The organism is Paenibacillus sp. sgz302164 (assembly GCF_056120505.1).
Window position 1 is genome coordinate 1 of record NZ_JBVYOL010000040.1, and the last position, 17,808, is coordinate 17,808.

The 17,808-nt window shown below is 52.7% G+C and carries 13 protein-coding genes and 1 pseudogene; 6 read left to right on the forward strand and 8 right to left on the reverse strand.

The features are described from left to right. The 6 genes and pseudogenes from AC0LWT_RS36020 to AC0LWT_RS36045 all read right to left on the reverse strand — a co-directional run. A pseudogene (locus AC0LWT_RS36020) lies at positions 1–474 on the reverse strand (1,4-alpha-glucan branching protein domain-containing protein); the annotation flags it as partial. Continuing rightward, complete coding sequence (locus tag AC0LWT_RS36025; RefSeq protein ID WP_474686637.1) at positions 471–1,016, reverse strand: DUF4912 domain-containing protein; 546 nt, start codon at positions 1,014–1,016, stop codon at positions 471–473. The pseudogene AC0LWT_RS36020 and the gene AC0LWT_RS36025, both read right to left, overlap by 4 nt. A gap of 126 nt (positions 1,017–1,142) precedes the next feature. Beyond that, positions 1,143–1,361 carry a KTSC domain-containing protein gene (locus tag AC0LWT_RS36030; protein ID WP_474686638.1) on the reverse strand — a complete coding sequence of 73 codons (219 nt, stop codon included), beginning with the start codon at positions 1,359–1,361 and terminating at the stop codon, positions 1,143–1,145. A gap of 55 nt (positions 1,362–1,416) precedes the next feature. Continuing rightward, positions 1,417–3,819: a sugar phosphate nucleotidyltransferase gene (locus tag AC0LWT_RS36035; protein ID WP_474686639.1), complete on the reverse strand. Its 2,403-nt coding sequence runs from the start codon at positions 3,817–3,819 to the stop codon at positions 1,417–1,419. Between the two features lie 2,324 nt (positions 3,820–6,143). Beyond that, on the reverse strand, positions 6,144–9,218 hold the full coding sequence (locus AC0LWT_RS36040; RefSeq protein WP_474686640.1) for a 1,4-alpha-glucan branching protein domain-containing protein: 3,075 nt from the start codon (positions 9,216–9,218) through the stop codon (positions 6,144–6,146). An 8-nt stretch (positions 9,219–9,226) separates the two neighbouring features. Further along, positions 9,227–9,733 carry a DUF4912 domain-containing protein gene (locus AC0LWT_RS36045; protein WP_474686641.1) on the reverse strand — a complete coding sequence of 169 codons (507 nt, stop codon included), beginning with the start codon at positions 9,731–9,733 and terminating at the stop codon, positions 9,227–9,229. Between the two features lie 201 nt (positions 9,734–9,934). On the opposite strand from AC0LWT_RS36045, the gene AC0LWT_RS36050 reads away from it, so the two are divergent. Further along, positions 9,935–10,357 (forward strand): hypothetical protein, encoded by a 423-nt coding sequence (locus tag AC0LWT_RS36050; RefSeq protein WP_474686642.1) that lies wholly within the window; start codon positions 9,935–9,937, stop codon positions 10,355–10,357. A gap of 75 nt (positions 10,358–10,432) precedes the next feature. Here the strand turns inward: AC0LWT_RS36050 and AC0LWT_RS36055 are convergent, their stop codons facing one another. Next, a complete protein-coding gene (locus AC0LWT_RS36055) occupies positions 10,433–11,218 on the reverse strand; it encodes a LytR/AlgR family response regulator transcription factor (RefSeq protein WP_474686643.1) in 786 nt (261 codons plus the stop codon). A gap of 183 nt (positions 11,219–11,401) precedes the next feature. On the opposite strand from AC0LWT_RS36055, the gene AC0LWT_RS36060 reads away from it, so the two are divergent. Beyond that, positions 11,402–12,022, forward strand: coding sequence for a hypothetical protein (locus AC0LWT_RS36060; protein WP_474686644.1), 621 nt, complete (start codon positions 11,402–11,404; stop codon positions 12,020–12,022). Here AC0LWT_RS36060 and AC0LWT_RS36065 read toward each other — a convergent pair. After that, positions 11,999–12,634 carry a helix-turn-helix domain-containing protein gene (locus AC0LWT_RS36065; protein ID WP_474686645.1) on the reverse strand — a complete coding sequence of 212 codons (636 nt, stop codon included), beginning with the start codon at positions 12,632–12,634 and terminating at the stop codon, positions 11,999–12,001. The two genes, AC0LWT_RS36060 and AC0LWT_RS36065, sit on opposite strands and share 24 nt — an antisense overlap. Before the next feature lie 196 nt (positions 12,635–12,830). On the opposite strand from AC0LWT_RS36065, the gene sigI reads away from it, so the two are divergent. The 4 genes from sigI to AC0LWT_RS36085 all read left to right on the forward strand — a co-directional run bounded on the left by sigI (position 12,831) and on the right by AC0LWT_RS36085 (position 17,787). Next, positions 12,831–13,616 (forward strand): RNA polymerase sigma factor SigI, encoded by a 786-nt coding sequence (sigI, locus tag AC0LWT_RS36070; protein ID WP_474686646.1) that lies wholly within the window; start codon positions 12,831–12,833, stop codon positions 13,614–13,616. A gap of 24 nt (positions 13,617–13,640) precedes the next feature. Continuing rightward, positions 13,641–15,059, forward strand: coding sequence for an anti-sigma factor domain-containing protein (locus AC0LWT_RS36075; protein ID WP_474686647.1), 1,419 nt, complete (start codon positions 13,641–13,643; stop codon positions 15,057–15,059). 253 nt (positions 15,060–15,312) lie between these two features. Further along, positions 15,313–16,116, forward strand: coding sequence for a class I SAM-dependent methyltransferase (locus AC0LWT_RS36080; protein WP_474686648.1), 804 nt, complete (start codon positions 15,313–15,315; stop codon positions 16,114–16,116). Positions 16,117–16,770: 654 nt separating this feature from the next. Continuing rightward, on the forward strand, positions 16,771–17,787 hold the full coding sequence (locus AC0LWT_RS36085) for an aldo/keto reductase (RefSeq protein ID WP_474686649.1): 1,017 nt from the start codon (positions 16,771–16,773) through the stop codon (positions 17,785–17,787). The last annotated feature ends 21 nt before the right edge of the window (positions 17,788–17,808 follow it).

Here is a 17,808-nt window from a genome sequence, read left to right on the forward strand (position 1 = left end):
CAGCGGCAAGAACGCATGCGTCACGGCGCACGTGATCAGTTCGACGCAGCCGGCGTCGCGCAGGCTGCGAAGCTTGGCGATCAGATCGCCGCCCAGGCGATCGTACAGTTCCAGGAGCCGGCGGTAGCGGCTCCGGTACATGGCGGCAGCGGGCGCGAAGTCGGTATCGCCCTGCAGGCGCGACGCTTCCCGGTCGGCCAGCTCGCTCAGCCCGGTCAGGTACCGCTTCATTTTGCGCTGCATGAGCGGGTCTTCCATCATCGCGAGCAGAGTAGGGGAGACGGAGAGCGTCAGACGGAAGCCGACGCCGTCCCGCAGGAGGGAATCCATCATATCGATCAAGGGAAGATAGCTGTCCGCGACAGCTTCGTAGTACCAGCGCTCTTCCAGGGTGACGTCGTCATCCTCCCGGCGGACATACGGCATATGAGCATGCAGGAGAAAAGCGATATAACCGTGAGCAGGGGGAGTCATTCGCTGTCGCCTCCGGAACTGGCATCCGTTTCCTTGGCCGGATAGACGGAATACGCTGAGAATTGGTCATAGCTGAACGGCTTGATCAGAGTGAAGGCGAGCGGAGCTGCGGAGAGGGCATTCCCTTCCGGCAGGGAAGGGGCGGAAGCCGTTTCTTTAGCGCCGGCGGGCGTCATGACCGTATTGGAGCGCAGAAGGGGGAGAAACTGGCCGTGACCGTTCACAATGCCCAAATCGGCCGCATAATGCCTGCCTGGGCGGAACCCTTGCAAAAAGCAGGATTCCTCCTGCGGCAGCGGAAGCTCCCACGCCTCATTGGCGACGCTCCCGTCAAAAGATAAACCGGTAACGTCATAAATGCGCAGGCTGGGCAGCAGAGCGAGCCAGTCTTTTCCGAAATGCTCTTGGATCATCGCGGCTTTCCGTGAGGAGAGCTGCCAGTATGCAAACAGGACAAAAGGCGATTGCACGAGCAAATGCAGCGTATCCCGGTCCGTATAATCGGCGTGTACAGTTGGAGTTGAAGTGGAAATCCGACTCACCTTTTCTTTAGCGTGGTTGTTTTGAAGCAACTGCTTTTGAACTGGATTGATTGAGCAACATTGTAGCATACGCTGCGCGCAAACGAAAAATCTCCACTTTTGCGAAGTGGAGATCGTGTATGTCATTCACTCTACCGGCGGTTGATCTTGAGCGTACCGCATTCCGGTAAGCTTCACTAAAGAGTCGTAGCCATTCGTCGAGGTCGCGATCATCTGATAGTCGTCCTGCTTCACATTGGGAAAAGATGCCTTGTAACCGGTATGATATTGAACGATCATACTGGATGATTGATCGTCGTACAACACATAGGCGATCTGTTTGGAAACGATGGGAATTATGTTCACGCCGCTCTCTCCTTCATCGTGAGAATCGAAAAAAATCAACGATATATGTATATGCTCATTGAAGAAGGTTTAGAATTTGTTCCCGGTAGTTGCGGACGAGCGCTTGCGCCAGCATCGGATTATCCGACTGGGCGACGACTTGGAAAGCGGGATCGTCGGCGTCGGGAAGCAGCAGAACCCAACCGTCGTCGTGAAAAAATTTAATGCCGTCCAGCAGCTCGACGCGCGCATCTTTCGTGCGCTCCATCATGTTCCGCATCACCCGTCCTTTAACATCCCACGGACATGCAATCCGCTCGCGGTGCAGATGAAAGTCCGGCAGCAAAGAGAGGAGCTCGCTGAGCGGCAATCCCGTTCTATGCAGATGCAGCAGCACGAGTCCGGCCGCAAAAAGCGAATCGAACAGCGGATGCATATTCGTTTCCCGAGTCGCTTCCATTACCGCTCTGGCCCATTCCTTCGTGCGCACAATGCTCGCTCCGAGCCCTTCGGCCATGCTTTCCAGCAGATGCGGCGCGCTGACCGGGGCTCCTATCGTCGATCCCGGGCGGCTGTGAAGGTAGCACAAGTAGAGAAGCACTGTCTGCACGTCTTCGTTCACAAGGTCGCCACGCTCTGTGACGAGCCGCATGCCGCGCCCGTCATCGCTTAGCCGCAGCCCGAGGCTGGCCTGGGAGAGAGGCACAAAGGCGTGGAGCGGCTCCAGCAGGCTGGCCGCCGTCACATGGATCGCTTCCGTACCCAGCTCCTCGAAAAAGGGGATCGCCCATTGCTGAAACCAGGGGCTGGCTTCGATCACGATTCTCAAAGGCGGGACAGCGGTGCGCTCGTCAGCGATTTCTTTGGCCAAAGCGCGGACATACGCCTCGGTCCATTGGTGGTCCTCTTTGCAACTCCCAACCTGCCCGATAGGAGCACGGGCGTAATCTTCCTGCCAAAAGCTGTTTTCGACTTTACGTTCGGCGTTTCTGGCTATCGGCAGCCCCGAGCCGTCCAGACATTCGAGAGAGCAGTCGGCGGCTTCGCTGCCTGACCAGGCGATATGAATCCCTCCCGCCGCTCCAAGACTGCGAATGGCAAAAGCGGCTGCAGGCGGCATGCAGTCGCCCAAATCGATCACATGAGTGCCGACCGACTGCAGGCTCGCGATGACGATGCGCTTAAGCAGCCGGCAAAATTCATGCGGGGCGCCGCTCACAGTCAAAACTTTGCCTGCGGCTAACGTCGCGCCGTATGCGGTGGCGAATCTTGCGACGATTTCCGGCGTAAGATCGAGATTCGGGAGTCCGCTGACCCCGGATGTTTTGTATAAGGATTTGGAGGCTTGGTCGCCCCATATAAAAGATGTATGAAGCCGGGTATTATCGCGAATTTGTTTGCCCGGCCATATTTTCACATTCGGCTGAACCGTACTTCCGGAGCCGATTACGACATGACTGCCGACGACGGACCCGTCGCCCAAACTGGACGCCTCCTTGCAAACGATCCGGCTTGTCAAAGTCGACCCCGCTAGCTCGTTCCGCTCGGCGATGTGGTTGTGGTCCCACAGCACGCTGCGGGTCAGCACGCTGCCTTTGGACACACGGTTGTTTTTGCCGATGATGCAGTATTCGCCGATTTCCACATCATCCTCGAGCCGGCTGCCCTCCCCGATGTACGCCGGGCCAAGAATCTTCGCTTTGGCGCTCACTTCCACATTGTCGCCGACGTAAACGCCCGGCTGAATTTGCTTGCCCGGCAGGTTCGCCTTCACTTTGCCCCCAAGCATATCGAACTGCGTTTGCCGGTACTGCTGCAAATTGCCGATATCCGACCAATACCCGCTGCCGACATAGCCGTACAGGGCAAGATTATCGCGAAGCAGCGCCGGAAACAGCTGCTGGCTGAAATCAAATTCCGTACCGGAGGGAACGCGTTCCAGCGCCTCGGGCTCCAAAATATAAATGCCGGTATTCACCGTATCGCTGAACACTTCGCTCCAACTCGGCTTTTCCAAAAAACGCGCGATACGGCCCTGCTCATCCGTCATGACCACGCCGTATTCAAGCGGGTGTGCGACCCGAGCAAGCACCAGAGTAGCGAGCGATTGCTTTTGTTTGTGAAACGACAGCGCCTGCTTCAAATCAAAATCGGTCAACGCATCTCCGCTGATGACAACAAAGGTATCGTCCAGAAAATCGTGGGCATTTTTGACGCTGCCCGCTGTACCAAGCGGCACGGTTTCGTCAAAATAGCGTATATTCACGCCGAAGTCCTGGCCGTCTCCGAAATAACTTCGGATCACTTCGGGCAAATACTGCATCGTAACGGCAATTTCATGAATGCCATGGCTCTTCAGCAGCTCGACGATATATTCCATGCAAGGCTTGCCTACAAGAGGCACCATCGGTTTCGGGAGATGACAAGTCAAGGGACGAAGCCTCGTCCCTTTGCCTCCGGCCATAATTACAGCCTTCATTGTGTAACCTCCTAAGGATAAGCTAACAGTTTTCCGAAGGAAAACTTTTTTCGTGGTACCCTGAACGGCCACCAACCGTGATGACCTTTTGACCCCAGCACCGTCCCATGCATCTTCTGCATCCTATCATTGCGAACGCCGCCAACAAACACCGCACCAGTTGCATCCCGACTCACTTTCTCCACGTGAAAAGAATAGTTTCTTCGCAGCAAAATTTCGCACCTCAACAATTGGGAACGTCGGGAACGGGGAATTCCTGCACATTGTATTTGTGTAGAAAGGCGCATCCGTTTTCAACCTGTTCCGACAAGTAAATTATGTCTTTTCTGAGGCACAGTAATTTGTTTGCCCAAGCCGTTCGTGCCAGCGGGCAAGTGGGCAAACGGTGTCAAAAAACTGCGAAGTGCAGGTCTTTTCAGGTAAAAGCCTGTAATAGTTCAGGAAGTCCCGGTCCTGAAGGTCTTGCTAAAAAAAGCACCGTGCACAGCTCCCAGCCCGTGGTGTTGCGCTGCATGACGGCGGCCGGTCGACTGCACAATTGCAGGAAACCGCGAAGTCGGGGAGCTAATGAGCAAAGATGTACCTTTTACGAAAATAAACAGCAGTTGACCCGTTTATTTTAATTCTGTAGGGTGAGGTCTACTGCGTCATGAGAGTATTCGCAGGTTTCCTGCCCGCGCGATCGAAGGTAGCAGTCGATTCGACCGCCCCGATGAGTAAGAATAGTCGTTCCAGGTCAGAGCTAATTTGTTTGTCGCAGCCGTTCGTGAAGCGGGTAAGCAGCCTCGAAAACCTGCGAAAGTGCAGGCTTTTACCCGGTGAACAGCTTATTTGGAGAAAAAGCCTGCAATAGTGCAGGAATTCCTGGTCCAGAAGGTCATGGGCGAGAAAATAAGCCGAAAAACCTGCACATTTGCAGGAATTCCGCGAAACCGGGGCATTAATGAGCAAAAAGATGTACTTTTGCAGGTTTTCTGCCCGCACGATCGAAGGTAAGCGATCGATTCGACCAGCCCCGACGAGTAAGATGAGTCGTTCCAGATCAGAGCTAATTTGTTTGTCGCAACCATTCGCGAAGCGGGTATGCAGCCTCGAAAACCTGCGAAAGTGCAGGCTTTTTACAGGTAAACGGCTCGTTTGGAGAAAAAGCCTGCAATAGTGCAGGAATTTCAGGTCCCGAAGGCCCTGAGCGAGAAAATTAGCCCCAAAACCTACACATTTGCAGGAATTCCGCGAAAGCGGAGCATTAATGAGCAAAAAGATGTACTTTTGCAGGTTTTCTGCCCGCATGATCGATGGTAGCAATCGGCTTGACTTGCCCCGACGAGCAAGATGAGTCGTTCCAGGGTCAGAGCTAATTTGTTTGTCGCAGTAGTTCGCGAAGCGGGTAAGCAGCCTCGAAAACCTGCGAAAGTGCAGGCTTTTTCCCGGTAAACGGCTCGTTTGGAGAAAAAGCCTGCAATAGTGCAGGAATTTCAGGTCCCGAAGGCCCTGAGCGAGAAAATTTGCCGAAAAACCTGCACATTTGCAGGAATTCTGCAAAACCGGGGCATTAATGAGTAAAAAGATGTACTTTTGCAGGTTTTCTGCCACACGGTCGAAGGTAAGTGATCGATTCGACCAGCCCCGACGAGTAAGATGAGTCGTTCCAGATCAGAGCTAATTTGTTTGTCGCAACCATTCGCGAAGCGGGTATGCAGCCTCGAAAACCTGCGAAAGTGCAGGCTTTTTACAGGTAAACGGCTCGTTTGGAGAAAAAGCCTGCAATAGTGCAGGAATTTCAGGTCCCGAAGGCCCTGAGCGAGAAAATTAGCCCCAAAACCTACACATTTGCAGGAATTCCGCGAAAGCGGAGCATTAATGAGCAAAAAGATGTACTTTTGCAGGTTTTCTGCCCGCACGATCGTACCAGCCATGCCCCTAACCTGCACATCTGCTATCGTACCTTTGGTGGCTCTTAGCGCCCGACGCCCCGGGCTTTGACCGCGCCTTCGGCGGCCTATGACGCCCCGGCCTTTGACCGTGCCAGCGGCGGACCATGTCGCGCCGGGCTTTGACCGCGCCTTCGGCGGCCTATGACGCCCTGGGCTTTGACCGCGCCTTTGGCGGCCTATGACGCCCCGGGCTTTGACCATGCCATCGGCGGACCATGACGCCCCGGGTCTTGGCCGTGCCTGCGGGGGTCTATGGCACTCCGCGGTTTGACCTGCCATCGGCGGGCCATGACACCCCGCGCCCCCGCGCCATCGTTCCTTACTATGCCCATGTAAGGAAAATCTTATCGCGGCAATCCCGGTGGCGGCGGCCGGCCGTGGGCCGCGGGCTTACGCGTTGAGCCGCTGAGCTTGCGCGCGGTCGCCGGCTGCCGCTGCTTCGCTCGGCTCGGGCTGGTAATGATCCAGCTTGCGGTATTCGCTTTGCAAGCTTGCAGCAATTTGATTCCACTGATAGCGTGCCTGCACGAGCCTATAAGCGGAATCGGCCATGCCTGCCGCCTGCTCGGGGTGCAGCAGCGTTTCGCTGACGTGCCAGGCCAGCGATTCGACATGGCCTGGCAGTGCTTTGAATCCGTCGACTCCGTGACGGATAATTTCCGCGAGGCCCCCCGTATCGGATAAGACGAGCGGTCGCCGATAGGCCATCGCCTCCAGGGCTACGATGCCGAACGGTTCGTACAAGCTGGGGATGACACAGACGTCGGCGGCTTGATAAAGCCGGGAGCGTGCGGCGTCATCGACGAAGCCGGCAAACCATACCCGGTCGCCCAAATGAGCCGCCCGGCTGCGAAGCTCCTGCTCCATCGGCCCGGAGCCGGCGACGACCAGCTTGGCGCTCGGGATTTGCCCCAAAATAGCGGGCATGGCGTCGATCAAAATCTGGACGCCTTTTTCATAAACGAGCCTGCCGATATAAAAGATGACTTTATCACCGTCGCTCAAAAATTCCGGGCGGTGATCCAGATGGTGCTCCTGGCGGCCATCCAGGTGGTGATCCAGACGGTGATTCTGGCGGCCCTCCAGTCGATGATCCAGGTTGCCCTCCGTCCGTTCGTCCGTACGGCCATCCGGGCCACCTTCAGTCCGGCCGCCCAAGCCGCTCACGGCAGTATGGCCGAGCCGGATGCCGTTCGGATAGATGCCTACTTTGTCGTGGGGCAAGCTGAATATTTGCTGTACCTGATCTTTCATATACTGGCTGCACACGAACACCCGGCTTGCTTCGTAGGTCAGCTTCCATTCGCTCCGGTGGATTTTGTGCTGGAGCTCGGTATGCAGCCGCCCCTGATTTCTCCCCCATTCGGTGGCATGGATCGTGGCGACGAGCGGGATGCCGTAGCTGTGCTTGATTTCTCTGGCCGTATGCATGACCATCCAATCGTGCGCGTGCAGGAGGTCGATTCTGCCTCCGTGCTCTTTCCAGCGGACAAGATGGTCGATCATCGCCAGGTTCATCTCGAACGTCCAGTCGTAAAAGTGAGTATCTCCCGAACAGTCGATGGGCAGCCTGTGGACGTATACGCCGTTCATTTTTTCAAAATAGGGCGCTCCGTAGTGGGAAGTCGTAACGACTTGCACGATCTCGCCTTCTGCGGCGAGTGCTTCGGACAGCTCGTGAACGGCCCGCGACAAGCCGCCGACATGTTTGGGCGGGTATTCCCAGGCGAGCATGAAGATGTTCGGCCGGTGCCCGGTTTCGGCCAGCAATGCTTCCCAGTCTGTCAGACTGGGAATGATCGGGATGGGCGACAGGCGGTCGATGGCGGCATAGTCCCGGTAATCGATGTCCGGGAAGCAGTTGTCGTGTTCCTCCAGCCCGGCCAGCGCCGCCTCATCAATGGCCCCGCGTTCAATCTGCTCGCACAGGTGATGGAAGCAGCCGAGATGAACCTTGGTCCGGCGAACCGCGTAATCGACGACGGTCTGGGCATCCATAATGAATGCCCAGTCGCTGCTCTGGGCGAGCATAAGCTCCCGGGCGGCCTGGTTAAGCGCCCGCTCCAGGAGATCCGCCATCGAATGCTCGCGGCTTTTCAGGTGCTTATGCCTGGTGGCGAGGCGTATCATTCGCTCTTCGGCTTGATGCAGATGCCGGTAGATCCAGTCGTTGTTCCCCTGCAGCCACACTTCAGCCGAGTGATTCCGTCCCCAACTGGATTCGTTCAGCTTGCCGACATCGGCGACAGGATACTCCCGGAGGTATTCGCCGGGCGTAATCATGGCGATTTCGTGCTGGTCGTGAAACGTTTTGCGGCACAGCATCTCGATCCAATCAGGCCCTTCATACCACCAATGGCCGAACAGTTCGGCATCGTAGGGAGAGACGATAAGCGGTTTGCGGTCCAGCCAGCGATGCCAATGCTCGGCCTGTTTTTGGCGGTTGAACAGGAAGTTGCCGGCGTGTTCGGCAGCTTTGTCCAGCGCCCGCTGCGGCCGGTAAGGCTCGCGATGGCTGCCTTTTCCGGTAATGCGGTAGTATTTGATGCCGGTGTTCACCCTCTCGTGCGTAGGCAGCACGTACGGGCGTATATAATCCCACTCGCCGGCGTCGTTCCAGCCGAGATCCCAGCCGATATCGCGGTAATATTCCCGGTAATCGTAGTCGCCGGGATAGCCTTCCGTCGCGCTCCATACCTGGCTGGCCGATTCGGGATCGCGGGGAAAGGCGCTGACGCCGTAAGGGCTCATCAGCGGGGCGTACAGCTCCCGGTTCGGCTGGGGCGATGCAAAGGCGACCGCAGTCGAATCGGAGAAAAAGTAATCGATCCCGTACTGCTTCAGAATCCGGTCGATCCCCGTGGTGAAGCCGCATTCCGGCAGCCAGATGCCCCGCGGCTTGCGGCCGAAATGCCGCTCGTAATCGCGCACCGCGGTCGCAATTTGCGCCTTGATCGCTTCTTCGGTTTTCATCAGCGGGAGGAAGCCGTGCGTAGCCGCCGAAGTGACGATTTCAATATGGCCGCTGTCCTGAAATTGCTTGAATTTGCGCACGAGATTTCCGCCGCAGCTTTCAAACAGCTTCTGCAGTTCGCGAAATCGCCGGGCATAACGCTTGGCAAGCGGGAGCAGCGTTTTATGATTTTGCAGCCGAATCTGCTCCTTATCCGCAAGTCCGATCAGTTTGCTCAAGTATGCGCGGTAGCGCTCCTGCATAAGGGAATCGCCAAGCAGGGCCAGCAGCGTGGGCGTCATGGAAAACGTAAGACGAAAGCCGACCTGATCCGCCGCCAGCCGGTCCATCATCTCCGCAAGCGGCAAATATGTTTCGGTCATCGCCTCGTAAAACCAGCGTTCCTCCATGTAATCGTCCCGGTCGCGATGGCGGATGAACGGCAAGTGGGCATGCAGCACGAGCGCGAAATAACCCTTCAGCTCCGGCTTCTGTTTTATACGGTTCATCATAAAGCAGTTCACCTCGAGTAGGGGGTATAGGGCGTGAAATTTTCAAAAAAGCGCGGAGGAATGCGCCCGCCGGCCGCTCCTGATTCAGCTTCCGGAACGACGCCGAGGATCGCTTCCCCCCATGGGGCTTCCTGATCTTTTGGCGTTGCCGCACAGTTCGAGCGCAGCAGCGGGATAAACTCGCGGTTCCACGTATAAGTGCCGAAATCGAGCAAATAAGTGCGGTCCGCATTCAAGCCATGGATGTACCAGCTCGCTGCTTCCGGTGTCGTCCAAATATCGAAAAAACGGTGCGCGTTGCTTCCGGTAAAATAAATGCCGGTTACATCGTAGACGCGGACGATTTTGGGCATGGTTCCGTAATCGCACTCAAAATGCTGCGAAACAAGCCATCTCCGCCTGTCGCTGACCTCCCAATACGCGTAAAGCGAGCGGGCGTTCACCGGCATGACGTGCAGCAAATCTTTGTGATACCGCTCCGGAACTTCGAAGTCCGCCAGAGGCAATCCCTTCAATCCAATCCCTCCTTGCGCCGCCGGCATAAGCTGCAGCAGCATCCGTTGTTTGCCGTGTAAGGATGACTGTTTCAGGATTCGCAGGAGGCAAGCAAATTATGCGCGCACTGACAAAAACTGCTGTGGCCGGAAAAAAGGAATTTTGCTTGTTCGAAGCGAATATATTGGGGTATTCCGGGTAATCAGTAAGGAGGGAAATCCATGAGTTTTTGCTGTGGAGCCAGCATGATCGGTACAAAAGGAACGTTAAAGCACATTCGCACCCAAATTCACAATGTGCCTATACTCTTTTGCCCGGTATGTCACCGCATTGAAATTCATTATCTTGTAGAGAGCGAATATGAGATATTGGCGGAATACGCTCATGGCGACGGAGCGGCCGAGGTGGATTTCGCAGAGTATGTGGATGGCAAGGATCACATTCTGCACGATAATTGTGTCAATCACGAGGGCGAAGAGCCTTTGGATATCGTACGCAGCCAAATCGATATGGGGCTTGACCTGCTCAGTGTCGCGAAGACGATCGGCGATACGGAGTGGGAAGAACAGCTGAAAAAAAGATTGAAAATGCTCAGTGCCCGCCGAGACAAGCTGAAAAGCAAAAAAGCTTCGAAGCGCACTTAAACGATAAACAGCCGCTTTCGTTCCGATGAGGAACAAAGAGCGGCTGTTTCTTTTTGGGAGGCTGCCGTTTCCGGTCTAGCGAAGCTCCTGAAGCAGTTTGGCGAACTCCTTTTGCAAATTGCGGCTCAATGGAATTTTGACCTGCGTATGCTGCAAATGGATCAAAAACCGCCTGGAAGCGGGGAAGACGCTTTCTTTTACGTAGGAAATGACATAGCGCATATTGACGAGAAATCCTTTATACGGACTGAACATATAGGTGCTGGACTGGGCCAGGATGTCGGTCAAGTTGGTGCCGGATTCAATCGTTTCCCCGTTCGTCAGGTAGATCATGGCATGCCGCTTGTCTTCTTTTTCGACGAACAAAATGGATTGTTCCGCGACTGGAATTTGCGACTTTTGATTTTTCACCGTGATCCACGTTGTTCCTTCGCTTCCTCCGGCTCCGGCTTCGAGCGCCGCTGCCGCTGCCCGTTCCGCTGCAATTTCCGCCACTGCCCGTGCGATCGCGGATTGGAATTTGGGGAACAGGACCGGTTTCGATAAAAAATACAAGGAACCGAGATCGTGAAAGCTGGTCAAAATATGGTCGATATTCGTCGTCCCGCTGACCATGATCACTTTTTGCTTATGGCCCGCCTGTCTCAAGGACTGCACCGTAGAAATGCCGTTCAAATACCCGCGCAAGCCGATGTCCACAAGCAGGATGTCCGGTTTGATCTCGTTAAATGTATCAAGCAAAGCTTCGCCGTCGGAAGCCGTAAAAACGACCTGCAATCCGCACTGCGCGCAGTAGTCCTCAAGCATTTTTCCAGCCCAATGGTTATCTTCCACGATAGCAACTGTAAAATGGCCATTCATATGAATTACTCCTATGCCAAAAACTGTTAAACTTTTTATTTCTGTGCCTCTCGAAATGTCAATTTGCACGCAGAAACGGCCAACTTAGTCCGGGAAGCGTCCGAAAGCCCGGATTTGATGTATGATAGTTTCATAGAACGACAAACTTCGAAGCGATTACCGAGTTGAAAAGAGGGGAAACTCTTGAACGCATGGATGCAGGGGGTCATTTCATTGTTGGAATTCGTCCCCATGATTATACTGTCTTTCGTATTGTTCAGGCAAAAAATACAGCCGCATCTGAAAGGAATGGCCTGTACTTCACTGGCCGCAGGAATTCTTGGCGCCTATATGGGCCCGCTTACATACATCGCCGGCATATTTGTGCTTTTTTGCGGATATTTGAAGTTCAGGCCTGCAGCCGCCTTGCTTGTGTCGCTGTCCGGGTACACCCTTGCCGTCATCGTCACCACAGGCGTTATTATTACGAGCGATTTGACCGGTGTGGTAGCTTTCTCGGCTGTGACTGAGGATCTTCTGGTATCCAGGCTGATGTCGATGCTGACGTTTCTGGCGAATCTCGCGGCTGCCGCGGTCATTGTCAAATTCAGATGGGGATTTACTTTTTTGGCGCATTACTCGAAATTAACGTTCTGCCGGGAAAATATCGGCTGCTACGGCTTCATGCTCGTCGTTATCGTCGGCATTGTGTTCCGCGATACGCTGCCGGTCAGCATGCTGGATGCGGTCATGCCTTTTCAAATGCTGAGCATGGCGACGGTTCTGTTCATTTATATGACGTTACGAAAAGAACTTTGGTTTTAAAGAAGTGGGGCTGGGCCCGCCTCCCGGTTTGGTGCCTGTATTAGCCGCAACGGATTCCGTAAGCAGCAGGTGAAATTTGCGCTGCGGCAGCGCGGCGATCGTTACGAATCTTCCATTTACCGAGTCTTCGAAATAAAGTTTGCCTTCTTGCGGGGCATACTTTTTTATTTTGTGCAAATTGACAAATAGATGCGTATCCATCTTAATAAAGTTATGCTCTTGTAAAACCTCCAGCAAATCCGTGAACTCGATGAGAGAATCCACATTTTGCCTGGTGATGCGGTCGGAAGCGAAATAGCGGATATCTTTATTGCCGAATTCTACGTACCAAATGTCGCTCAAATCGTGTTTCATTTGTGAAGAACTGACCGGGTGCTCTTCCAGGTAGCCGGCCCGAATCAGCATGTCCGTGTAGGGATAGTCGTAAGCTTGTGACAGCTTTCTTAACGTATCGGGGGACGGTTTGATCACCTCGTTCGTGCTTCGGTTGCGTCCCAGCTCCAGATCCCGGATGTAAGCGTGGGACAAGCCGCTTTTATTCGCCGCTTTGCGAAGTGACATTTTCCCGCGAAGCTGTTCAAGAAATTTTCCGAAACTGTTTGTGAGCTCCAAATAAATCGCCTCCAATATGCCATTATTTTATAGGAAACTGCGAAAAATAGAAACTCCATGTCAGGTTTATTTTGCCATTAGGTGCTGATTTGCTCTGGTATGGTATAATAGGTTTTGTTTTCTGACGGAATTACATAAAGAGTACCCCCGAATATGAAACGTTTATGACGAAATACCTATACTGTGAGGTGGAACGGTGCTACTGGTACTATTCAAGAAGTTTCTCGGAAAAAAACACTCCGGCTCGCCGGGTGAACTCCATTCCTCTCCGCTGGAAGAAACAGTTCATCGCATACAAAGTGGGGATTTGCGGCTGCGAAATCAATTCATCGCCGATTATCAGCCTTATGTGGCAAAAGTAACAAGCAGATTCTGCAAGCGGTATATCGATCCGGCCAGAGATGACGAATTTTCAATTGCTCTTGGAGCGTTCAACGAAGCCATCAGCCAGTATTCGGCGGCAATGGGGAGATCGTTTCTGGGCTTTGCGGAGACCGTCATCAGGCGGAGGCTAATCGACTACTTACGGAAGGAGCAGCGGTTTCAGGGACAAATCCCTTACAGTTCCTTTGAGCAGGAGGATGGCGAGGACAACTTCGTCAATCCGATTGAGATTCATCAAGCGATTGAAGCTTATGAGAAGCAAAAGGGATTAGAAGAGCGCCGGAGTGAAATCATGGAATTCAACCGGTGTCTGAAGGATTTTGACATTGATTTTTCCGAACTGACGGAAGCCTCTCCGAAGCATGACGATTCCAGGCAGATGCTTTTTGGCATCGGCTATACGCTTTCACAGGATGCAGAGCTTATGCGCACTCTGCTGACTAAACGGCAGCTGCCGATCAAGGAGCTGCTTGCCAAGGTTCAAGTTTCCAGAAAAACTTTGGAACGGAATCGCAAATATTTGATTGCGATCGCACTGATTTTTAACGGGCCTTACCCGTATTTGCGGGATTATTTGCAAATTCGTGTCGATGATTGAGGTTACAGAAAGGAAGAACTGCGCATGAACAAAGGAATCGTAATGGAATTGGGCGATAGCACAATCATTGTCATGAGTCCGGATGGTCGGTTCGAGAAGATCCCGCGAGGCACCCGAAACTGTGAGGTCGGGGAAGAAATTGTATACGCTCCGGCCCCGAAAAGCATGAAAATCCCGCGGATGGCCATCTTGTCGGGGTTGACTGCGGCGATTGTACTGTGCTTTGTACTGGTATCGACCCTGTCGGGCAAGGTGCCGAGCGGCCAGGTCGTCGCTTACGTTTCGATCGATATTAATCCTAGCGTAGAGATGGGCATTGACAACAAGGAGATCGTTCAAGATTTAAAGGGGTTGAATTCGGACGGAGAAGCGCTCATCCAATCTATGGCTTACAAAGGGAAGTCGCTGACTGACGTCACTTCGGAAATTTTGGACAAGGCGGAACAGGGGCCGCTTGCTACCGGAGAAGGGGACATCATCATCAGCAGCACGCTGGTCGAGGATAAGGCGGGTATCGACGATGAGGCGATCGCGACCCAGTTGAAGGAGCAGGTAAACAAACACATTCGGGACGCTCATCCCAATCAGGTCAAAAATTATGAAGTGACCGCGTTTGCCGCACCGCAGGAAGTCAGGCAGGAAGCCAAGGCAAACGGGGTCTCGGCGGGCAAGTACGCGATCTACCTGAACGCGCTCGATAACGGCGCGAAAGTGTCGCTCGACGACATCAAGTCGGTTTCGATTCATCAGCTTGCCAAGGAGAACGGCGGAATCGACAAGATCGTTAAACCCGATAAGCCGATTAACAAGACCAGCCTGAAAAAGCTGATTGAAGAAGAAAAGTCAGGCAAGCTGAGCGAAAAGGTTCAACAAATGGCCAGTGAGCGGGAGAACGACGATAAGAGCTCCAAAAACGGCAAAAATGACAAGACAGACAAAAACGGGGACAAAAACGGCAGCGGCAAAAACAACAATAATAACGGCGCCAGCAGCAATAAAAACAACGACAGCGGCCAGAAAAACAACTCAAATGTCAAAAACAGCGCCAAGCCGACCAAAACGCCTACACCCAAAAACGGCAGAGACGACAACAACTCGGATAAAAACAACAATGACGACGGCCGAAATAATAACGATGATAAAAAGTCGACGAGGAGTCAAGACGATCAGGGCAACCAGGATCGGGATCCGCGAAAAGACCCATCGTCAGGGCCGTCTTTAAGTCCGAACGGGAAACCGTCGGCAAAGCCGTCGGCCAGAGCTTCTTCCACGCCCAAGACGGGCGATTCCCGTTCCAAAGACAATCAGGACGATGGAGACGGCAATAAAGACGACGGGAAAGACAACAAAAAGGACAATAATAAAAACGACAATAAAGACAATAAAAGCAATAAAAACGACAGATCCGGCAAAAGCGACAACAACTCCGACGACAACAATTAATAGAGCAGCCCGAAAATCGAGCAAAAGGACTTCAAATTCCGCTGTCAAGCGGAGGATGAGGTCCTTTATTGCCAATTTCATAGAAACTGCGTTCATGCTAACGGAGAGATTTGCTTAATCTAATAATTCGTAATAGACGGCATGTACATAAGAACGTACGTGCGATATGATGGTTTTGCATATATATCCCAATATAGATTTGGTGTTGGATTATTTGGTTACATTTGGTGAATCTCATTTGGGGAGGGACGGCATGGACAAGAATTCTGTTTATAGAACAAACATTATAGGCGGTGGTGAGGTTGGCGCCATCTCGGTCGACATGGATAAGAGTGTTGTTCATGAAACAAACAGCTTATTTTGGGATACAAAAGGAAATGATGTTTTAGGAGCAACCTCACTTCCTTTTTATGGAGCATTTGTCTCAGAAGAGAAATGCCAGCTTTTTGGCGATGTCTCAGGGAAAAAGATGCTGGAAATAGGCTGTGGAAGCGGTCAATCTTTGCAATATCTGGGGGAACGCAAAGCATCTGAACTATGGGGTATGGATATCTCAGAAAAACAAATCGAAAAGACAAAGCAACATTTGACGGAGTGCGGTCTTTCAGCAAAATTAATCTGTTCTCCCATGGAAGAAGAATGTGGCCTACCAAATGATTATTTTGACTATGTTTATTCGATTTATGCAATAGGCTGGACAACCGACCTAGAGGGTACTTTTCGCCGGATTGCTTCTTACCTAAAAAAAGACGGCGTATTTATTTTCAGCTGGTCTCACCCTATACACAAATGTGTTGCTGCAGAAAATAATATGCTTGTTTTTAAAAAATGTTATTTCGATGAATCTTGGTATTCGGTATCTCTTGACGGAAGTACGCTAACATTATCGGACCGTAAACTATCAACCTATGTGAATGCGTTGGCAAAAGCGGGATTTGTCATTGAGCAAATGATTGAGCAATCTGATGATGAAATTATGCAATCGCGTAACAGCGATTTTGCAAAAAAAGCAAAGATGCTTCCTGTAACTTTTGTAATCAAGGCAAGAAAACTATAGTATCCGCCTGATGGTTTAGCAATTCAGAAATCCGCGTAGGATCAACAAACCCAGTCTATAACTTTATTTTCTTCGGACACAAGTTGTATTACAATAGAAATACAGGCTGTTGAAAATAAACGCGCCGGAACCGATAGACGCCAATCCGCCTGACGGTGCGAAGAAAACCTGCAAAAGTACATGAATTTGCGCCCTTGATACGCTGGTCACGAGCAATTCCTGCAATTGTGCAGGTTTTTCGTTGCGCACACGGGCTCAGGTTCATTTTCACCGAAAATTCCTGCACTTTCGCAGGCTTTTCGCCAACATGAAGCATTTTCGCAGGAAAAACCTGTACTTTTGCAGGCTTTCCTCCGGTTCTGGGAGTCTGCCGTTGAACCACGTATGCCAAATGAAGGGTATTTATGCAGCGTTAGCGGCAGTATAGCAGTCATTATTCACCCGGTATGCACAAAAGCAACTCTGTCGGACAGACTCCCGGCTTGCCAAATCGTTTGACACCCCCGCCATGCAGCGGCGTAACCCCCCGCGCCTGGGGAGGCGCGAGCGGGAGAGCATAGCTGAGTCAAAATTAGGCCAAAGTGCCGTCACTTTCTCAGGCAGCCGGCAATAGCACTATTTTTATATGTGGTAACAGGAAGGGAGTTTTCCAGTTTGAGATACAGTACGTTCGGCCAATCAGGCTACAAAGTATCTTCGCTCGGCTTCGGGGCGATGAATCTTCCTGGGGTGCCGCTGGATCAGGCAAGGGAAGCGTTGAATTACGCGCTTGATCAAGGTATCAATTACATAGATACCGCGGCCGCTTATCGCAACAGCGAAGAGATTATCGGCGAGTGCATCTCGCATCGCAGAAATGAATACTTTTTGGCCACTAAAACGGGCAAGCGCGACTATGCCTCAGCCAAAGAGGAAATCGACCGCAGCCTCATCCGGATGAAAACGGAATATGTAGACCTTTTGCAGGTTCATTATGTCAACTACGTTCACGAATTCAAGCAAATTATGGGCGAAGGCGGCGCCTATGAAGCCGCGCTGGAAGCGCAGCGGGAAGGCAAGGTGTGCTTTATCGGCATAACCGGGCATCGTCCCGATCTGCTGGCGAAATGGATTTCCAAAGGGCAGTTCTCGCAAATTTTGTTCCATCTGAATTTGGCCCAGCCGTTTGCGCTGGATGAGCTGATTCCGAAAGCAACGGAGCTTGATTTGATGAAAGTCGCAATGAAACCGCTATCCGGGGGCTTTATTCAACCGGTAGACCGCGCGATTCGCTACCCGTACAGCCAGAACGTGCATGTGACGATTTCGGGCATGGTGAGCGTCAAAGAGGTGCAGGAAAATTTGGCTGCGCAGGAGCGCGAGGTAGGCGACGAGGAGCGCAGGGAGCTGGAGCAGCTTGCGATTGAACTGGGCGGGCACGACTGCAGACGCTGCAACTATTGCTCTTGCCCGGTGGAAATCGCGATTCCCGACGTGATGATTTCGAGCAAAATCCGCGACAAGTTCGGCTTGCTGCCGAAAGGAAGCGGGTTTTTCGACCGGCAGAAAGACAAGATACTCGCTTGCGCCGATTATGATCCTTGCAAAGAAAAGCCGTTGTGCGAGGAAAAATGCCCGTACCATCTGCCGATGCAAAGCGTCATTCAAAAAGCGGCCCGCTACTACGCGTAGCGGAAAGCCCGGCAACCACGC

Bases quoted from the DNA above. Each gene is read 5' to 3' on its own strand.
- AC0LWT_RS36055 (WP_474686643.1), bottom strand. From the start codon at position 11,218: ATGAATGGCCATTTTACAGTTGCTATCGTGGAAGATAACCATTGGGCT.
- AC0LWT_RS36035 (WP_474686639.1), bottom strand. From the start codon at position 3,819: ATGAAGGCTGTAATTATGGCCGGAGGCAAAGGGACGAGGCTTCGTCCC.
- AC0LWT_RS36040 (WP_474686640.1), bottom strand. From the start codon at position 9,218: ATGATGAACCGTATAAAACAGAAGCCGGAGCTGAAGGGTTATTTCGCG.
- AC0LWT_RS36075 (WP_474686647.1), top strand. From the start codon at position 13,641: ATGAACAAAGGAATCGTAATGGAATTGGGCGATAGCACAATCATTGTC.
- AC0LWT_RS36050 (WP_474686642.1), top strand. From the start codon at position 9,935: ATGAGTTTTTGCTGTGGAGCCAGCATGATCGGTACAAAAGGAACGTTA.
- AC0LWT_RS36080 (WP_474686648.1), top strand. From the start codon at position 15,313: ATGGACAAGAATTCTGTTTATAGAACAAACATTATAGGCGGTGGTGAG.